Genomic DNA, 17,936 nt, shown 5'->3' on the forward strand with positions numbered 1-17,936 from the left:
CGCGAACACGACGCTCGGTCACGCGAACGACGCCGCCAAGAGCAGCAAGGAAGCGGCGGGTGCCGCGCTGAGCGCCAAGGGCAACGCCGACTCCGCGGCGGGCTCCGCCGAGCAGGCCGGCGCCTACGCGGACAGCGCCGGCGGGCAGTCGGCGAAGGCCAAGCAGGCCGCGGCGGCCACCCGCCGTTCGGCAGCCGAGGCCGGCCGCGCCGCGGCCGCCTCCCAGCAGCTGGCCGGGGAGGCCTCGACGCAGGCCGCGGCCGCCGCGACGCTCCTGAAGTCCGCGGGCGAGCACGCCGCCGCGGCGGCGCAGGCCGCCCGGTACGCCGCCGAGCACGCCGGGCAGAGCGCGAACGCCGCACAGGAGTCGACCAACCACGCGAACGCCGCCTCCGCGGCCGCCGTGGACGCGCAGCGCGCGGTCGACCAGGCCAACGCGGTCCAGGACCTCGCCCGTCGCACCGAGGCCGAGGACCTGGCGAACCGGACCGCGGCCGCGGTGGAGAAGGCCCGTAAGGCCAAGGCCGACGAGACGGACAAGCAGGCGCAGACCGACCAGGCCGCCCAGCAGGTCCAGCAGGCGAAGGCCGAGGCCGACCGCCTCGCCCAGCTGGCCAACCAGCCCGGCGCCACCCCGGCGCAGGTCGCCACCGACGGCCGCAAGCTCGCCCTGATCTCCCGCAAGATCTCCGGCACCTGGGGAGCCTCGGCCGCCGAAGCAGCCCTCACCGGCCCGGACAACGCCGTGCTCTCCTACCTCAAGACCGGCCGCCGGGAGGCCGAGGACCACGACGGCCGCGACCGTGCCACCCAGGTCTACAAGGACTCGGAGAGCGACCCGGTCCGCACCGCCGCCTACACCGCCCTCCAGGGCGGCACCACCCAGGTCGGTACGTTCCTGAGCAGCGGTCAGTACGAGGCCGCCGCCACGGAGAACCGGCTGACGATCACCCGGCTCAGCGACAAGGCCGGCCCCGCCGTCAAGGCCGCCGCCGACGCCGCGCTGCGGGTCAACACTCCCGCCGCGCTGCGGGACTTCCTCGGCAAGGGTCTGGCCGATGCCCAGGCCGCCGACGACCGGCTCACCGCCACCCGGCTCGAGGACGCCCCGGCCACCGAGCCCGAGCTCAAGGCCGCGGCGAAGATCGCCCTCGAAGGCCCCGTACAGGGCCTGCGCGCCTTCGTGGCCGAGGGCCAGTACACCGCGCAGCAGAAGGACCGGCTCACCGCCGTCCACGTCGCCGACATCAAGGGCCTGATCGCCGAGGCCACCGCGGTCTCCGCGACCGCCCAGAAGAACGCGGCCACGGCCCAGGCCGCCGCCGCCTACGCCCGCGGCGTCGCCGACGAGGCCAGGGGCTACGAGGCCACGGCCAAGGCGTCGGCCGACACCGCCGCCCAGCACGTCGCCAAGGCCCAGGCCGCCGCCGACGCCGCCCAGGCCGACGCCACCAGGGCCGCCGCGGCCGCGAAGACCGCCAACGCCGCCAAGGTCTCCGCCAACCGCGACGCCGCCAGCGCCGTCTACTCCGCCAACCAGGCCGAGAAGTCGGCCAAGCTGGCGCGCTGGAACGCGTCCCAGGCCAACGCCTCCGCGAGCGCCGCCCGGGCCTCCGCCGAGGCAGCCGGCCAGGACGCCCAGGCCGCCCAGACCGCCGCCGACGACGCCCACGCGAACTACCAGGTGAAGCAGGAGGCCGAGGAGAAGGCGCGGCTCGCCAGGCTCGAGGCGGAGCGCAAGGAGGCGGAGCGCCAGGCCCAGGCCGCGAAGGAGAAGCAGGACTCGATCGCGGCGCTCGAGGAGGAGATCAAGAAGGCGAAGGAGGACAGCGACAACGTCAGCCTCCTCTATCACCTGTTCTCCGAGAGCGTCCACCTCACCCTGGACGTCATCGGCGGCGCGGGCGGCGTCATCGCCCCCGGCCTCGCCGACATCGCCGACCTCATCAACTGCGCCTACTACGCCGTCGAGGGCCGCACCGCCGACGCGCTCACCTCCTGCATCGGCGCGATCCCCTTCATCGGCGACGGCGCCGCCGTCGCCAAGCTCGCCCAGTGGGCCAAGAAGTTCGGCTCCTGGGGCGAGAAGGCCGTCGAGTTCATCAAGAAGCTCGTCACCCGGCTCCCCCCGTCCTGCCCGCGGCCGAACAGCTTCCCGGCCGGCACCCGCGTGCTCATGGCCGACGGCTCCACCCGCGCGATCGAGACGGTCGTGATCGGCGACGAGGTCCTCGCCACCGATCCCGCCACCGGGCTGACCGGCCCCCGCCGGGTCTGGGCCACCATCTACGGCCCTGACGACCGGGACTTCACCGACATCTCGCTGGGTGCGGGGCAGTCCCTGACCAGCACCGACCACCACCCCTTCTGGTCCGAGAACCGGAAGCAGTGGGTCGACGCCGTCGACCTCCAGACCGGCGACGAACTGCGCGCCCCGGACGGACAGCCCCAGCGCATCGAGGACGTCCGGCACTGGAACACCCTCCAGCCCGCCTACAACCTCGCGGTCGACGAACTCCACACGTACTATGTGGTCGCCGGAACCACGCCGGTCCTGGTGCACAACACCGACCCCACGTGCGGGCTGTTCCCGAACAAGATGCCTGGAACCCTGGAGAAGGAGTTGGCGGACGCGGAGAAGCTCGGCGCGGGTCCGACCAGCGTGGGGTCCGCGAAGTTCGACGCGGCGATCAACTCCGGTGACGGCAGGATCAAGTGGGCGGTCCTGGAGGACGGATCGCTCGTCGTCATGCCGAAGTTCGTCAGCGGCGTCGAAATCTCCCACGCCGTCCTCAGCAAGGGGAACCCGGTGCGAGCCGCGGGCGAGGCCGACATTGCCGGCTCCGCGAGGGACGGCTACTTCGGGATCGAGATCAACGACCACAGCGGCCACTTCTTCGAGCCCAACTGGAACGTGGCCCAGATCGGCAAGGACGCGTTCGCGGCAGCGGGAGTGCATTTCTGATGGGAACAGAGCTCGACGAACTCGTCCGACTTGACCTCCACGCACTGTCCGAGACCCTGGCTTCGCACTCTCCGGGAGTCGTCGAACTGGGCGCGGGTGAATGGCTGGGCGTCGTCGAGCTGCTGACCATGCGCCTGACCGATGAGTGCGGCGGGTTGTCCGCCGACGCGTGGCGAGCGTGCTCGAGCTCGATCACCTACGCGCTCGACGCCGCCGTCGCCACGGGCTCGATCGATCACCGCGAAGCGGTGATCCGGCGCCTGAACCTCTCCGCCGCTCTGCTCCAGCGCGTTCCGGTCGATGCCGAGGTGGACCTCCTCGACCCGAATCGCATCATGGAGACGTTCCTTGGCGAGATCCCGATCTCGATCGAGGAGGCGCGAGAGCTGTCGACCGACTGGCGAGGTCGCGACCTTGCGGACATCCGCCGGCTCAGGGCCGCGAAGAGCCTGGTGCTTCCGACACTCATCGCCATGCGCTCCGCTGTGGGCGAGGATCTCGATCCACGCCTGAAAGAATGGGAAGTGATACTTCCGGCACTTCCCTGAGCTTCCGATCGGTCCCAGGAGCCCGCCAGAGTCCACTCTGGCGGGCTCCTGCCGGTCCTGACGGGTGCCGACTCGATGACCGTCTCGAGGGGGGACGGCCCGGAAGGCGGCCGCGGCCTTACTCCTGACGGTGGACCACCTGCCCTCAGCCGGTCCCGGCCGGGATCAGCAGCCGATGTAGCGCATGCTGAGGCCGGTGATGTGGGTGCCCGAGGGCGCGTAGAGGGTGATGGCGCGGGACTTGCCCTTGCCGCCGGCCCAGTCGCTGTCGACGTGGCCGCCGTTGGAGAGGCTGCCGCGCACGTACGGACAGCGGCCGTCCGCCTTGGTGTCGTGCACCGTGCCGACGACCTTGGAGTTGTAGTTGCACCACTTGCCGTTGGCGTAGCCCTCGCCGGAGCTGATGCTCCAGTTCTGGGTGCACGAGTCGGCGGGCGGCGCGGCGTGGGCGCCGACGGCCGGGAGCAGCACGGCGGCGAGGGTCAGAGCGGCGACGGCGGCTCCGTGGACGGCGAGACGGCGCTTGGACATGGCGGTACCTCCACACGGGGTTCACGGTGGGCATCCGGAGGCCGGGGTGGCGGGGCACCAGGACATCGGCGGCGGCGCACGGAGCGCGGCACGACCGGCACCCGCCCTCGGCGTTCCACCGAGCGTGACGTATTCGAACGACCGTCGTCAACGCCGGAGTCGGCCACGAGCGGCGGCGGTCCACCCCTGCGGCACCGGGGTGGCACGGGCGCCCCAAGGGATACGTCCCACACCATAGGGGTGAGGTCGGACGGTCGTCCACGTGCGCGAACCTCGACCCGAGGTTCGCCAGTTGGGTGCCGGACAGCCACCGGGGCCGACGGTGAGCAGGTCTCCGGGCGGGCCGTTCCGCTGACGCCTCCCGGCCGGGCCGACTGGTCACAGGGGCCCGGTATCGATCCTGACGAGGGTCTGCCGCACGGTGCCGTCCGGCTCGTACACGGTGCGGTACAGGTACGGGACACCCGAGCCGTCGAACACGGCGATGCCGTCCTCGACGACCGCCCGCTGCTCGGCGATGGCCCGGAGCCGGCCGTCCGAGCCCGGCGGCAGCTCCGGCTGCGGGGGACGGCGGTGTCGCCCGGCCATGGCGGCCCTCACTTTCGCTCTGTGCGGGCCACCCTCCAGGGGCCCTCCGGCGGCAGCGTAGACCCCTGCGGTCACCACCAGTCCTCTAGCCCTTCTGGGCGCGGTGGGCGGCGACGCGGACGCGGGTGGCGCAGCGGGGGGTGCAGTAGCGCTGTGGGGTGCGGCGGCCGGTGTCGATGAAGAAGCGTCCGCAGCCCGGGGCGGCGCAGCGGCCCCAGGCGCAGGTGCCGCGTTCGCTGAGCCACAGGCCGAGGGCGAGGGCGGCGGTGGAGAGCAGCCAGTGGGTGAGGCCTGCGTCGGCGGGGGCGCGGGTGTGCAGGGACCAGGGTCGGCCGGGGAGGCGGACCAGGCGGGGGCGGGGCGGGTGGCGGTCGAGCAGGGTGTTGATCAGGTCGGCGGCGTGGTCCGGGTCGTCGGTCTCGAGGACGGCGGTCACCTCGGCGGTGGCCTGGCGCAGTTCGCGGGCGTCGGCGTCGGTGAGCCGGAGGGGCGGGCCGCCGTGGCGGTCCAGGAGGGCCTGGAGTTCGGCGGCGCCCGTGTCGGGGTCTTCGCGGACGGTGTTCGCGAGGTCGGTGAGGAAGTGGAGGCCGCGGGGGTTGCCGTCGTCGCCGTCCTGGAGCCGGGACTGGGGCTGGGGTTGGGGTTGGGACTGCGCCATGGGGGGTCGCCTCGCGAGGTCTGGGAGGGTGCCGTCCGGACCATGGTAACGTCAAAATGACCCAGTAGGCGTTACTGAGGAGTGGTGGCATGCGGTACCCCGGGACCACACCCGTACTCATCGTCGGCGGCGGACCGGTCGGCCTGACCCTGTCCGTCCTGCTGTCCGGCCACGGCGTACCGCACCTGCTGGTCGAGGCGCACCCGGACACCTCGCGCCACCCCAAGGCCCGTGGGGTGTCGGCGCGTTCGATGGAGGTCTTCCGGCGGTGCGGACTGGAGGAGGAGGTCCGGCGGGCCGGACTGCCGGCCTCGCAGGTGTTCTTCTACCGGGGCCGCAGCCTGGTCGACCCGGACTTCGTCCGCACCGGCGTGGCGGCCGGCGCGACGGAGGACGCCGAGCGCACCCCTACCCCCGGGCTGATCTGCTCGCAGGACGCCCTGGAGGCCGTCCTGCTCCGACGGGCCCGCGAACTCGCCCCGGATAGCGTCCGGTTCGCCACCCGCCTGCTCTCCCTCACCCCACGGGACGGACACGTCCAGGCCCTGCTGGAGGACCGCACCACCGGCGAGCGCCACACCGTGCGCGCCGACTGGCTGGTCGGCTGCGACGGCGCGTCGAGCACCGTCCGCACGGCGGCCGGCATCGCGATGGCGGGGCCGACCGGCCTCGGCCACTTCCTCAGTATCCGCTTCGAGGCACCGCTCGGCGGGGTGGTGGCCGACCGCGCCAGCGCCTCGTACTTCCTCACCGAACCGGGCCGCGGCGGCTTCCTCGCCGTCGACAACGACCGCCGGTGGATCTACCAGTACCCGTACGACCCCGAACTCCCGGGCATCGACGCCCTGTTGGGTGACCACCGGGCAATCGCCCGACTGGTCCGGGAGGCCGCCGGACTGCCCGGGCTGGCCGTCACCGTCCAGGACACGATGACCTGGCGGATGGACGCCCGCCTCGCCGGGGCCTACCGCCGCGCACGGGTGCTGCTCGCGGGCGACGCCGCCCACGTGGTGCCGCCGACCGGCGGGCACGGCATGAACACCGGCATCGGCGACGCGGACAACCTCGCCTGGAAGCTCGCGGCGGTCACCGCCGGGACGGCCGGCGAGGCCCTGCTGGACACCTACGAGGCCGAGCGGCGCCCGGTGGCCCGGCAGGTCATCGACATCTCGCTCGCCAACTCCCGTGCCCGCGCCGGGTACCGGATCGACGACGAGCTGCTGCTCACCGCCGCCTACCGCTCGACGGCGGTCCTCGCAGACCCGACAGCCCCGGAACGGCCACCCCTGGATCCGGACCGCGAACACCCCGACGGCACGCCCGGCACCCGCCTCCCCCACCTCCGCCTCCCCGGCCCGCCCGGGACCGCAGCCACATCCACCCTCGACCTGGTCGGGCCGGGCTTCACCCTGTTCACCACGGCCATGGAGGACGCCGGCTGGCAGCACCAGGCGGACACCGCGACAGCGGCGGGACTGCCGGTCACCGTACACACCCTGGCGCCCCCCGACTGGGCCCGCGCCACCGGCCTTCCCGCCACCACCGGCGGCGCCGCCCTCGTCCGCCCGGACGGCCACATCGCCTGGCGGGCACGGCAACTGCCTGCCACTGACGGCGAGTTGCTCACCATCCTGCGGCGCTTGCTGTCCGCAACGCTCAGCGCCGGGCGTGCCGGATCTTCAGACGGCCGAAGCCGGTGGTCCCGGTGATCCGTATCGTCGGGTTGCCCACGGATGAGCGGCGGGGAGGCGTGTAGCGCACGTCCTTCCAGCCTCCCTGGAGGCCGTCGATGTCGACGACGGCGTCGCGCGGGACGGTGATCTTCGCACTGCCGGTACCGAGCCCCAACTCGATGTCGATCACCGGATGTTCGATGACCGCCTCCGACAGGTCCAAGTGCACCCGCCCGAAGGCCGACACCACCTGAAAGCTGCGCGGAACCCGCCAGGGGCCGCGGCGCACCAGGCGCCCGCTGACGGCGGCGATGGTCGGGACCGCTCCCTGGTCCGGCTCGGGGAGCGAGGCCAGGGGCGGCGCGAGGTCGGAACGCGTCTTCGCGGTGAGCACCTGGTGGAGACGTTCGTCCATCTCCTCGTGTGAGATGTGCCCTTCGGTGAACGCCTCTTGCAGGCGCTCCACGGCATGGTCGCGTTCAACGTCGTTGATCGGCAGGTTGTCCGGCAGAGCGGTCACCGTCCTACTCTAGTCCCGCTCCGGGGGCGGGCCGCGGTGTAGGACCGGCTCAGCCCGCAGGGCGACGCCCAACTGGCCCGACCAGTCCCAGGGAGGACACGGCGCGGCACCTTCGGTGGATGCCCGGGCGGGAACCCCTCCGGCACGCTCGGTACGGGGGCGGCGATGCGCGCCTGCCCCGGGAGGGAAGCAGCCCATGTCCGACGTGACGACACCTCCGCGCGCCCTGAGACACGGCCTCCGCTCGGCGGCCGCGCTCCTGGCCGCCGCCACCCTGCTCGGCACCGGTGCCACCGCGAGCTTCGCCGCATCCCCCGGCCGCCTGCCGGTCGATGCCCAACCGGCAGGCGAGCAGGGAACGTTGGCGACTGGCAGCGCCGAGGCCACCGCACTGCGCAGCACGCTCCAGGGCATCGTCGACACCGGTTCCTCGGCAGCCGTCGGCGAGGTCCGGCAGGACGGGCGGACCGTCTGGCGCGGGCGGGCCGGCGTGGCCGACCTGGCCACCGGCACGCCGGTACCCGAGCACGCCCGGTTCAGGATCGGCAGCGTCACCAAGACCTTCGTCGCCACCGTCCTGCTCCAGCTCTCCGCCGAGCGGCGCATCGGCCTGGACGACCCGATCGACCGCCACCTGCCCGGCGCGGTCCCGAACGGATCGGCCATCACCGTCCGCCAACTCCTCGACCACACCAGCGGGTTGTACAACTACACCGATGCGCCCGGCCTGGATCCCCAGGACGAGTCCCAGTACCTCGACTGGCTGGCGGGATCGCGCTGGCACACCTACCAGCCGGCCGACCTGCTCGCACTGGCCAACCGCAACGCTCCGTACTTCCCACCGGGACAGGGCTGGCACTACTCCAACACCAACTACCTGCTCGCCGGCCTGCTCGTCGAGAAGGTCACCGGCCACCCCTGGCAACAGGAGGTCGACCGGAGGATCATCCAGCCGTTGGGACTGCGCGACACCGGCATGCCCGGCCGCTCCGTCCGGCTGCCCGGCCCCCACGCGCACGGCTATGTGAAGCTCTCGACCGGGCCGGTGGACGTCACCGAACTCAACCCGTCCGTCATGGGCGCCGCCGGGCAGGGCATCTCCGGCACCGCCGACCTCAACCGCTTCATCGCCGCCCTGCTGGACGGCCGGCTGCTGCGGCCCGCCGAACTCGCCGAGATGACCAGGACGACGGACGCCGGCCCAGGACGCGGATACGGGCTGGGGCTGGCCCGGTTCGACACTCCCTGCGGCGTGTTCTGGGGTCACAGCGGAGACCTCCCCGGCTACTCGACGATGGTCGCCGGCACCGCCGACGGCCGACGCCAACTGGTGCTCTCCCACAACCCGTACGACCGCTCCGACCCGCGCGCCGCCAAGTCCGCGGTGACGGCCTTCCTCACCACGGCCGCGTGCGGGGCCACCCCCGGGCACTGAACCACTCCCGGGACGCAGAACCGGCGCAGCGCCCGATGTCAGGGCCGGAGGTCAGAGCCGGGCGTCCGGCGGCGTGGGGTGGTCGTCCGCCCGGCCGTGGAGGGCCTGTCGGGCCTCCTCGGCCGACGGGGTGTCGCCGCCGAGCCGGGCGATGTCGGCCAGTGCGGCGCGGTGGGCCGTCTCGTGGGCCCGGGCCGGGTCGGTGGCGGTGTCCGGGATGACGCCGGTGCCCTCCCAGTTGCCGCCGGACACCGGGTTGATCGAGCGGGCGGTCGGGATGGTGGCCTCCAGGTGGGGGTGGAGCGTGAAGCCCCGGCGGGGGTTGGCGCCGCCGCCGGAGGCCTCGCCGACCACCACGGCGCGGCCGCGCTGCTGGAGGTCGTACGCGAGCGCCTCGCCGCCCGAGAAGGTGGCCCCGCTGATCAGCGCGTAGAGCGGCTTGCTGCCGCCGAAGCGCGGGCCGGGTGCCGGCGCGGGGCTCCAGAACTGCCGTTCGGCGTCCTCCTCGCGGTCGTAGATCGTGCTGAGGTGGGTCGGGCCGTCGAAGAGGTGGCCGCAGATGTGGGCGACCGTGTACGGGTCGCCGCCGACGCACTCGCGCAGGTCCAGGACCAGGGCCTCGGCCCGCGCGACCAGGCCGAGCGCGGCGTTCAGCGAGTCGCCGGTCATGTCGAGCGGGAAGAGGATCGGCGCGAGCTTCAGCAGGGCGACGCCGCCCTCCAGCCGCTCGATCCGGGGTACGCCGCCGAGCGAGAGGTCGGCGGCCCGCGCCAATTCGGCGAGGACGGCGCCGTCCTCCTGCTCCGTCGGGATCGCGTGCGGGTGGAACTTCAGCCGCAGGTGGCCGTCGCCGTTGACGGACTGGAGGTCCTCGGTGACCAGCCGGCCGAGCGTCTCGGGGGCGCCGGACTGGTGGTAGCGGCCGTTGGACAACGCGTCGTCGAGGCCCCGGGCGATCCGCTCGCCGGTCTCGGGGAAGACGTAGAGCCCGGCCGTGAGCCGGCTCACCTCGGTGACGATCCCGGTGATCTCGGCCGACTGGAGCTGCGCCATCTGCTGTCCCCCGCTGGTGATGATCGGTCAGGTCGCGACGAGTAGAGCACGCGGCTTGCGAAAGCGTCAAGAAAATTGGACGCTTTACGCATGGACGACCAGCAGCGGGAAGACCGGCCCCAGGAGCACGAGCCCCACGACCCCCAGCCGGAGGGCCACCAACCCGAGGACCAACAGCCCGAGGACCAGCAGCCCGAGGACCACGAGCTGACCATCGAGAGCCCGCAGCAGTACAAGGCGCTCTCCCACCCGCTGCGCCAACGGCTGCTGCTGGCACTCGGCGGGCAGCCCGCCACGGTCGGCCGGCTGGCGGCGCTGCTGGACAGCCGCAAGGGCACGGTGGCGCACCACCTCAAGGTGCTGCAGGAGGCCGGCGTCGTCCGCATCGTGGAGACCCGGAAGGTGCGCGGCGGCAGCGAACACCTCTACCAGCGCACCACCCGGCGGATCGCCGTCACGGAGCGTGGTGCCGGACGCGACGCCGGACGCGACGCTGGGCCGACCACCGCCCTGCTCAAGGCGGTGGCCGAGGAGTGCGCCAACGCCCCGCAGGAGCCGGTGCTGGTCCTGCGGCACCTGCGACTGACCGCCGACCAGGCCGCGCACCTCGGCGCCACCCTCCAGGCCCTGGTCGCCGAGGCCGCCGAGGCCCCGCCCGGCGAGCCGGTGCACGGTGTCCTGGTGGCGCTCTACGAACAGGCCGCCGGACGCGACGGCTGACTGCCGCGCCCTTCTGCCCCGCTCCACGATCGCGTCAGCGGGGTCGACCACGTGGCCGACCCCGTTTCCACGCTTCGACGGCCGGAAGGTTCGCTCAGTTGGTGCGGGTGTTCGTGAGGTGCGCTCCGATGTATCCCACGATCATCCGGGCGGGGCACATCGGAATCCTGGTGGCGTCGAGGAAGTGGATGCGTGGTGCTGTGCCGCCGTTGTCGAGTTTCAGGTGGGGCTTCATCTCCGCCCGTCCGGAGGGGTCGACGTCGCAGGGGACGGGGAAGACGCGTTCATCGCCCCAGCGGTCCATCGTCTGCCTCGACTCGTTCGAGGCGAGCTGCTTGTGGGACCAGCCCACCGTGCCGGGTATCCCGGAGGTGCAGAACTGGTGGAAGTTTCCGTTGAAGTCGGGGGTGAGCGCATACGAGTTGAGTGCGCGCAGGCCGTTCCAGGCCTTGGCGGCCCACACTCGGACCCGGTCGGATTCGTCCAATGCGAGGGCCTTGTCCCGGTTGGCCGTGACCAGGACGCCCGGGAGTTCGGCGAGCCGTTCCCACAGCTCTTCGAAGGACTGCGGAAAGCCAGGCAGTTCCTCGATGACGGCGGTGTCCTCGTAGCGGCCTGCCGCTCGTAGGCGGCGGCGCAGGACGTCCGCCTCGGCACGCAGCCGCTCGACCTCGTCCCAGGCGGTGAGGGCTTCCTCGATGTCTCGCAGGCCCGTGGTGGTGGCGGCGTCGAGCTGTGCCTGGAGGGCGTCGATGGTGCGGTCGGCCAGTTCGGCGTTGCGGGCGGCCTCCTTGAGGTCGGCGTCGGCCTGGCCGAGGAGGCCGGTCAGCAGGGCGACCTCCTCCTCTGCGGCGGGCGTCTCGCCGACAGTGCGGTCGGTGGCGAGCGCGGCCCGGCGTTCGGCCTGGTGGGTCTGGGTGATGTCCGGGAAGGGCAGGGCGTGCAGGGCGGGTGGCAGGGGCGTACGGCTGGCGAACTGCTGGACGCGGCGGGCGATGCCGTACCAGGAGTTGTCGGCGGGGTCGCTCATGCGGGCGAAGCTCAGGAAGCGGTGGCGGGAGGCGTCCGGGGCCCAGGCCGGGTCGACGCCCGGCAGGAACGTCCGTACCGTGCCCGGGGCGACCCGATGGTGCTCCCCAATCTGATCGCGGAACGCGTCGACGGCGGCCGCGTCACGCAGCAGGTACAGGGACGCGGCACCAGCACACTGAGGCATCGCCTTCCGCATGCGGGTGGACCAGACGACATCGGGGCGCCGGGGGCGAGCGGCGACGATGACGGGCAGGGTGCGTCGCTGGTCGCACAGGACGTGTAGGAGGTAGTCGAGGTCGGTGCCGACTTCCTGGGCGTGGAGGGTCAGCCGGGCGAGACTGTCGCGGGGATGGAGGGCTTCGACGAGGTCGCGGACCAGGGCCGGCCGGGCCGGTACGACGGCGTGGCCGGGGTTGGGGAAGGCCTCCAGGGCGACAGAGACGGCAGCGCACGGGCCGGGGGCGGCTCGGTCGTCGGCCGCAGCGGTGACGGTGGTGCGCCAGGTCGCGTTGGCCTCGTCCTGACGGAGCTGGAGCCGGATCGCCTTCTCGGCCCCGTTGTCGCCGTAGACGACCTGGGTGGTGAGCGTGGAGCGGGGGTCGACCTGGTGGTGGCCGGAGGCCAGTGGAGCGCTTCCGAACTTCTTCGTGAGCCAGTCGGCGGTGATCCGGCGGACGGCGGGCAGCACGAGGGCAGGCTCGGGGACGGTGAGGGTGGAACGTAGCGCGAGGGGGGCTGTTTGGTTCAACTTCCGTTCCTGGTACAGGTGTCGGGGTACAGGTGTGTGGGGCAGGGTAGCGGTCGCACGCCCCGGCCGTCCCCCTGTCCAGGACCTTCCGGGTCCCGACGCCGAGCACAGACCTGCTCGGGCGGCGCCGTCGCCCGTCCGCCGCAACACCCAGGCCCTCGGACCCGGCGGGTCCGAGGGCCGTTTCGCCGCGCCCTTCCGCCCCGCTCCCCTACTCCGTCGCCGTCCGTACCGCCAGGGCCGCCTCCCGGACGTCCGGCTGCGGGTGGCGGCGCAGGGTGCGGAGCAGTGCTCGCCACTGCGGGCGCCAGCCGGTGCGCGGGCCCAGGGCGTGGGCGAGGCCGACCGCGAACAGGCCTTGGGTGTGGCCGCCGTGGACTGCGAGCCGTTCGGTCACGGTGTGCAGGACCGCCGGGTCGCCCGGGCGGCGAGGCGTGTTGAGCCGGCTCCGCAGGGCCTCGGCCGTGCGGGCGGCCAGCACCGGGCGGTCGCCGTGAAGGGCGGCCAACCGGTCCAGCTCGGCGAGGAGATGGTCCTGGGTGGTGTCGAACTCCAGTGTGGTGGTCAGGAGTTGGACGGCCTTGGGTATGAAGTCAGGTTCGGTGGAGAGGAGTTCGACTGCCTCGCCGACCGCCTTCAGGCCCTCCGCCGACGGGCGGTCGGCCACGCCAGCGGCGAGCCGGGCGACCAGGTGGTCGATCCGCTGCCGGGCCGGCCGGTCCCGGTCGGCGGCGGCGTCCAGTCCGCCGCCACCGTCCCCATCCCCGTCCACGTCCACGTCCCCGTCCTCCCGCTCCGGGGCTCCCGCGGCCGACGCCTCGCTCGCCAGCAGCTGCGCCAGCGCCTCGGTCAGCCGGCGGCCCGTGCCGCCGACGGCGAGAGCCGCCAGGCCGGCTGCGGCGGCCCGCCAGGAGGAGCGGTTGGCGAGGTCGACGGTGCCCGCCAGCAGCAGCTCCTCCGCTTCGGGGTACCAGGGCGACCAGGCGGCCAGCAGGTCGAGCGCGACCTGGGCGGTGTGCGGGTCGTCGCCGCTCGCCACCCGGGCCACCAGCGCGGCGTAGCGGGGGCGGTCGGTGGTCGGCAGGTCCAGCGGCCGGGTGCGCAGCACGGCGGACCGGGCCACGGGGGCGCCTGTCGCGGCGTCTTCGAGCAGCCGCCAGGCCGCGGGTGCGGGGAGCAGGTCGACGGTGGCGGCCACGACCGCAGCCCGGACGTCGCGGTGCTGGCCGGGCAGGTCGTGGGCCTCGGCGAGGAGTGCGCCTGCGGCGTCCACCGGCAGCAGCCGGGCGGCCAGCCGCACCAGCTCCTTCCGGCTGGTGACCTTCGCCCCACCGCCGCCGGCCGCCCCGCCACCGGCCGCCCCGCCACCGGCTTCCGCGGCCCCGTTCGCCGCCGGCAGCAGCACCGCCCGCAGCATGTCCGCCAGTCGCGACGGCGCCACGAACCCGGCGGCCCGCCCGGCCGCGTACAGCGCGACCCGCGCCCGGTCGTTCCCGGCCTGGGCGAGCAGCAGGGGCAGCGCCTCGGCGGGCCGGTCGGTCCAGATCAGGGCTCCGAGCGCGGCCTCGGCGAGCACGGTGTCCGGGGAGTCGACGTACGGCCGGACGGTGGCGAAGCCGCGTTCGGGGACCGCCACCACGGTGCGCAGGTGTCCGGCCCGTACCTGCCGGGGCAGCGAGGCGTCGGCCGCGGCTGCCGCCAACAGGCGTGTGGCGGCGGCCTGTTGGGCGGGTGTCCAGCCCTCGATCCCGTCGACCGGCGGCAGCCAGCGCGTCCCCGCCGCCAGGAAGCGCCCGTACGGCGGGGTGTCGGCGAGGACGGTGTCCAGCAGGTCGGTGCGCCCGCGGGCCAGCACCCGGAGCACCGGCGGCAGGACGGCGGCCGACGGTTCCAGTTCCAGCACCCGTGCCACCCGTTCGCCGCGGGTGGCCGGGTCCGCGAACCAGTACCGGACGGCCTGGATAAAGGTCGCGTTGTCACCGAACTGGATGGCCTCCCAGAGGAGTTCCTGCAGTTCGGGCAGGTGGTGGGCACGCCGGCCCAGGGCTCCGGCCAGGGCGAAGGTCAGCGTGTGGTCGACCCGGTCCGCACCGGCCGCCAGCCACGGGCGCAGCGCCTCGAAGACCTGTGCCTCCTGTCCGCGCCGGAGCACGGTGTCCAGCCGGCCCAGCGGAACGCTGCCGAGCGTCCCGGAGAGCTGCCGCAGGGCGGCCAGGGCCCAGCCCAGCAGCGGCTGTTCACCGCTCACCGCGTGCTCCCGCAGGACGGCGAGGGCGAGGTGCGAGAGCGCTCCGCGGGTCTGCCAGGAGGTGTCCCGGGCCTCGACGGCGTCGGTGACGATCCGGCCGAGGGCGGCGGCCGCCGCCTCCCCCCGGAAGAGCGCGGGCGGGACCTCGGCCAGCGCGACCAGCGCCGGGGAGCGGACCGGATCCTGCTCGTTGCGCAGCCGCAGCAGGTCGTCGAGGAGTTCGCCGACGGCGGCAGGCTCGCCCGACCGGGCCGCGTTGCGGACCAGCAGCGGGTAGGCCAGCGCCCGGTCCTCCGCGGCCGGTCGCCGGGTGGCGGCGAGCAGCCGCGGCCGGGCCTCGGCCACCGGCAGGTGGGCGACGTGGGCCAGCACGACCGACCACGCGGCGCCGCGCTCGGCGGCCTGCGCGGCCATCCGCCGGGCCTCGGCCTGCGCCCGTCGGCGGGGCAGCGCGTCGAGCACGGCCCCGGACAGCTCGCTGCGGCCGAGGTCCCGGTCCGCGGTGACGAGGTCGTAGAACGCCTCGCGCCGGGACGGCGGCAGGGCGCGCAGCAGCCGGGCGAGCCAGATCGGGGCGGTGCTCCAGGCCCGGCCGAGGTCCGGCAGCTCGGGCGGGTCGAACCGGGCGACCCGGGTCAGCGCGCTGCGGGAGATCGACGCGGTGGCCGCGCGTTCGGGCGGCGTGATCAACCGGATGGTCCGGCCGGGCGCGGCGGTCAGCAGCCGGCCCAGGCACCCCTGCACCGGCTGCGGCAACCACGTGGGGCAGTGGCGTTCCAGCAGGTCCAGCACCCGCTCCGGTCGGTGCCCTGCGGCGGCCGCCAGGACGTCCGCGTTGCGCTGCCACCAGGCGGGGCGGGCCGGCTCGGGCAGTTCGGCGAGCTGGCGGGCCACCTCGTCCAGCAGCAGGTCGGGGTGGCGGCGGGCCAGGGTGTTCCAGTGCGTCACGGCGAGGAACAGCCCTGGCAGGTACCGGGCGACGGTCTCGGGCCCGCAGCCCGGCAGCAGCCGGGCCGCCGCCGCGTCCCCCCACGCCTGCCGCACGGGGAGCAGCAGCCGCTCCGCCAGCGCGGTGCGCCCGCGGGCGACGATCAAGGTGGTGAGCCGGTGGCGCAGGACGGCGGGCGCGTCGGCCATCGCCGCGGCCAGCAGCTCGTCCGCGACCGGCAGGTGGAGTGCGGCCTTCAGGGCCTGGCGGCTGACCGCCGGGTCGGGATCGGTGAGCCGCGCGGCGACGAAGGCACCGTCCCCGGCGATCGTGGCGGCGACTCCGGCCAGCCCTCGACCGTAGGCGCCGCGCTTGTCGAGTTCCGCCAGCAGCGGGCCGAACGGCTCCGGCCCGTCGCCCTCGTTCGGTCCCTCCGCTGCCCGTTCCTTCGTCCAGGCGGCGAGGCGCCGCATCCGGGCGGGGTGGGCGAGCGGGGCGAGCTCGGCGAGGAGGTGGTCGACGGCTTCGGCCGGGCTGTGCGGTGCACTGGACATGCGGGCCATTCAACAGGCCGGCCGCCCCCGCGGTCGCAGGGTTTTCCGGGTGGACCGGCCGAGGGTCCGGGAGGCGGCCCAGGAGACGGGTGCGCCGACGGCCGCCGGCGAGCACCCGCGCCAACCGCTTTGCCCTCAGAACAAAGTAGGATGATTCGACTCCCGCTACGCGCGAAGAGTTCCACAAATATCTTATTTGACCGATTTACCTCCCGCTTCACACGCACGGAGCCACCCTCATGGACAATCCGTCCACCGACGCCAACGACGGCGCGATCGAGACCCGCGGCATTGAGCCTGTCCCCGACCACGAGCGCCGGGGCAGAGTCCGCGAGCTCTTCCCGACCTGGGTCGCGGCGAACATCAGCGTCCTGCTCCTCACCATGGGTGCGGCCCTGGTGGTGTTCAACCACTTGAACTTCTGGCAGGTCCTGGTCGTCGCCGCGTGCGCCGCCCTCATCTCGTTCGGCATGGTCGGCGTGCTGTCGGTCTCCGGGAAGTGGGGCGGAGCCCCGGGCGCGACCCTCTCCCGGGCCACCTTCGGGGTGCGCGGCAACCTCTTCCCCGGCGCGATCCTCTGGATCGCCCGGTTCGGCTGGGAGACGATCAACGCCGTCACCGGCGCCTACGCCGTGCTGACCGTCCTCGACCTGGTCTTCGGCGTCAAGAGCAACACCGCGCTGATCGTGATCACGCTCTTCGCCTTCGTCGCCTGCACCTTCCTGGTCTCCGGCATGGGCCGGAAGGCGCTGAACGTCTGCAACACCTGGTCGACGTACCTCTTCGGGGTCTTCAGCGTGCTCGTGCTGGGCTACCTGGTCGCGACCATGAACTGGAGCGAGGTCTTCTCCAAGCCCGCGGGCACCACCGCGATGATGATCGCCGGCATCGGCACCATCGCGGCCGGCGGCATCAGCTGGGTCCCCACCGGCCCGGACTTCGCCCGCTACCTGCCCCACGCCGCCTCCGGCCGGAAGATCGTCGGCGTCACGGTCTCCGGCGCCGGCCTGGTCATGGTGCCGATGGTGCTGATGGGCGCCGTGATGGCGGTGGCCTCGCCCGGCCTGGCCGAGGCCGCGGACCCGGTCTCCTTCCTCGGCGACCTGCTGCCGACCTGGCTGGCCGTGCCCTACCTGCTGACCGCGATCGTGGGCATGCTGCTGATCAACAGCCTCTCCATGTACTCGGCCGGCTTCACCGCGCAGACCATGGGCGTGAAGCTGCCGCGCGCCATGGCCGTCAGCATCAACGCCGTGATCTCGCTGGTCGGCGGCCTGCTGCTGATGCTGGTCGCCAAGAGCTTCCTGGGCTCGTTCATCACCTTCCTGATCCTGCTCGCCGTCTCCTTCTCGGCCTGGATCGGCGTCTACGCGGTGGACATGTACCGGCGCCGCTCGCGCGCGGTGCGCTACGACGCCGCCGCGCTCATGGACACCAGCAGGAAGAGCCGCTACTGGTACACGGGCGGCTTCTGCTGGCAGGCGATGGTCTCCTGGGTGCTCGCGCTGCTGGCCGGGCTCGCCTTCACCAAGTGCGACTGGTTCGCCGGCCCGTTCTCCGGCACCTTCGTCGGCAAGTACGGGCTCGCCTGGGCGGCGACCATCGTGATCTCCGGCGTGATCATGGCCGTGCTCCCGACCCCCCGGGAGAACACCTCCGGCACCGACGAGCAGCCTGCCGAGCAGGCCGCTGAGCAGGCCGCCACCGTCTGACCGCACGACCACGCCCCCGGACC

General features: G+C 73.5%; 13 protein-coding genes. 6 read left to right on the plus strand and 7 right to left on the minus strand.

All coding sequences use genetic code 11. The features are described 5' to 3' along the window. A partial coding sequence (locus tag ACFU7Z_RS17815; RefSeq protein ID WP_380778142.1) for a polymorphic toxin-type HINT domain-containing protein occupies nt 1-2,965 on the plus strand: 2,965 nt, incomplete at its 5' end. Then, the gene (locus ACFU7Z_RS17820; protein ID WP_380778144.1) at nt 2,965-3,513 is read left to right on the plus strand and encodes a hypothetical protein; all 549 of its coding nucleotides are present in this window, start codon (nt 2,965-2,967) and stop codon (nt 3,511-3,513) included. The genes ACFU7Z_RS17815 and ACFU7Z_RS17820, both read left to right, overlap by 1 nt. Before the next feature lie 165 nt (nt 3,514-3,678). On the opposite strand, the gene ACFU7Z_RS17825 is transcribed toward ACFU7Z_RS17820, so the two are convergent. From ACFU7Z_RS17825 to ACFU7Z_RS17835, 3 genes are all read right to left on the minus strand, one after another. After that, nucleotides 3,679-4,044: a hypothetical protein gene (locus ACFU7Z_RS17825; RefSeq protein WP_074005273.1), complete on the minus strand. Its 366-nt coding sequence runs from the start codon at nt 4,042-4,044 to the stop codon at nt 3,679-3,681. 378 nt (nt 4,045-4,422) lie between these two features. Next, nucleotides 4,423-4,632, minus strand: coding sequence for a hypothetical protein (locus tag ACFU7Z_RS17830; RefSeq protein WP_380778147.1), 210 nt, complete (start codon nt 4,630-4,632; stop codon nt 4,423-4,425). A gap of 85 nt (nt 4,633-4,717) precedes the next feature. After that, entirely contained in the window at nt 4,718-5,290 is a 573-nt protein-coding gene (locus tag ACFU7Z_RS17835) for a CGNR zinc finger domain-containing protein (RefSeq protein WP_380778149.1), read from the minus strand. Nucleotides 5,291-5,379: 89 nt separating this feature from the next. On the opposite strand from ACFU7Z_RS17835, the gene ACFU7Z_RS17840 reads away from it, so the two are divergent. After that, the gene (locus ACFU7Z_RS17840; RefSeq protein ID WP_380778152.1) at nt 5,380-6,999 is read left to right on the plus strand and encodes an FAD-dependent monooxygenase; all 1,620 of its coding nucleotides are present in this window, start codon (nt 5,380-5,382) and stop codon (nt 6,997-6,999) included. Here ACFU7Z_RS17840 and ACFU7Z_RS17845 read toward each other — a convergent pair. Next, complete coding sequence (locus tag ACFU7Z_RS17845; protein ID WP_380778154.1) at nt 6,947-7,483, minus strand: DUF1707 domain-containing protein; 537 nt, start codon at nt 7,481-7,483, stop codon at nt 6,947-6,949. The genes ACFU7Z_RS17840 and ACFU7Z_RS17845 overlap by 53 nt on opposite strands. A gap of 196 nt (nt 7,484-7,679) precedes the next feature. Here ACFU7Z_RS17845 and ACFU7Z_RS17850 point away from each other — a divergent pair, with 196 nt between their 5' ends. Then, nucleotides 7,680-8,918, plus strand: a complete 1,239-nt coding sequence (locus ACFU7Z_RS17850; RefSeq protein ID WP_380778157.1) for a serine hydrolase domain-containing protein — start codon at nt 7,680-7,682, stop codon at nt 8,916-8,918. Nucleotides 8,919-8,969: 51 nt separating this feature from the next. Here the strand turns inward: ACFU7Z_RS17850 and ACFU7Z_RS17855 are convergent, their stop codons facing one another. Continuing rightward, a complete protein-coding gene (locus ACFU7Z_RS17855) occupies nt 8,970-9,971 on the minus strand; it encodes a S41 family peptidase (protein ID WP_380778159.1) in 1,002 nt (333 codons plus the stop codon). Nucleotides 9,972-10,061: 90 nt separating this feature from the next. Between ACFU7Z_RS17855 and ACFU7Z_RS17860 the strand changes: the two genes are divergently transcribed. Beyond that, nucleotides 10,062-10,691 carry an ArsR/SmtB family transcription factor gene (locus ACFU7Z_RS17860; RefSeq protein WP_380778161.1) on the plus strand — a complete coding sequence of 210 codons (630 nt, stop codon included), beginning with the start codon at nt 10,062-10,064 and terminating at the stop codon, nt 10,689-10,691. A gap of 94 nt (nt 10,692-10,785) precedes the next feature. Here the strand turns inward: ACFU7Z_RS17860 and ACFU7Z_RS17865 are convergent, their stop codons facing one another. After that, entirely contained in the window at nt 10,786-12,471 is a 1,686-nt protein-coding gene (locus tag ACFU7Z_RS17865; protein WP_380778163.1) for a hypothetical protein, read from the minus strand. Nucleotides 12,472-12,682: 211 nt separating this feature from the next. Then, entirely contained in the window at nt 12,683-16,201 is a 3,519-nt protein-coding gene (locus ACFU7Z_RS17870; RefSeq protein ID WP_380778165.1) for a hypothetical protein, read from the minus strand. Between the two features lie 239 nt (nt 16,202-16,440). On the opposite strand from ACFU7Z_RS17870, the gene ACFU7Z_RS17875 reads away from it, so the two are divergent. Further along, nucleotides 16,441-17,913: a purine-cytosine permease family protein gene (locus ACFU7Z_RS17875; protein ID WP_375877774.1), complete on the plus strand. Its 1,473-nt coding sequence runs from the start codon at nt 16,441-16,443 to the stop codon at nt 17,911-17,913. The last annotated feature ends 23 nt before the right edge of the window (nt 17,914-17,936 follow it).

It is taken from the genome of Kitasatospora sp. NPDC057518, assembly GCF_042802075.1.
GTDB lineage: Bacteria > Actinomycetota > Actinomycetes > Streptomycetales > Streptomycetaceae > Kitasatospora.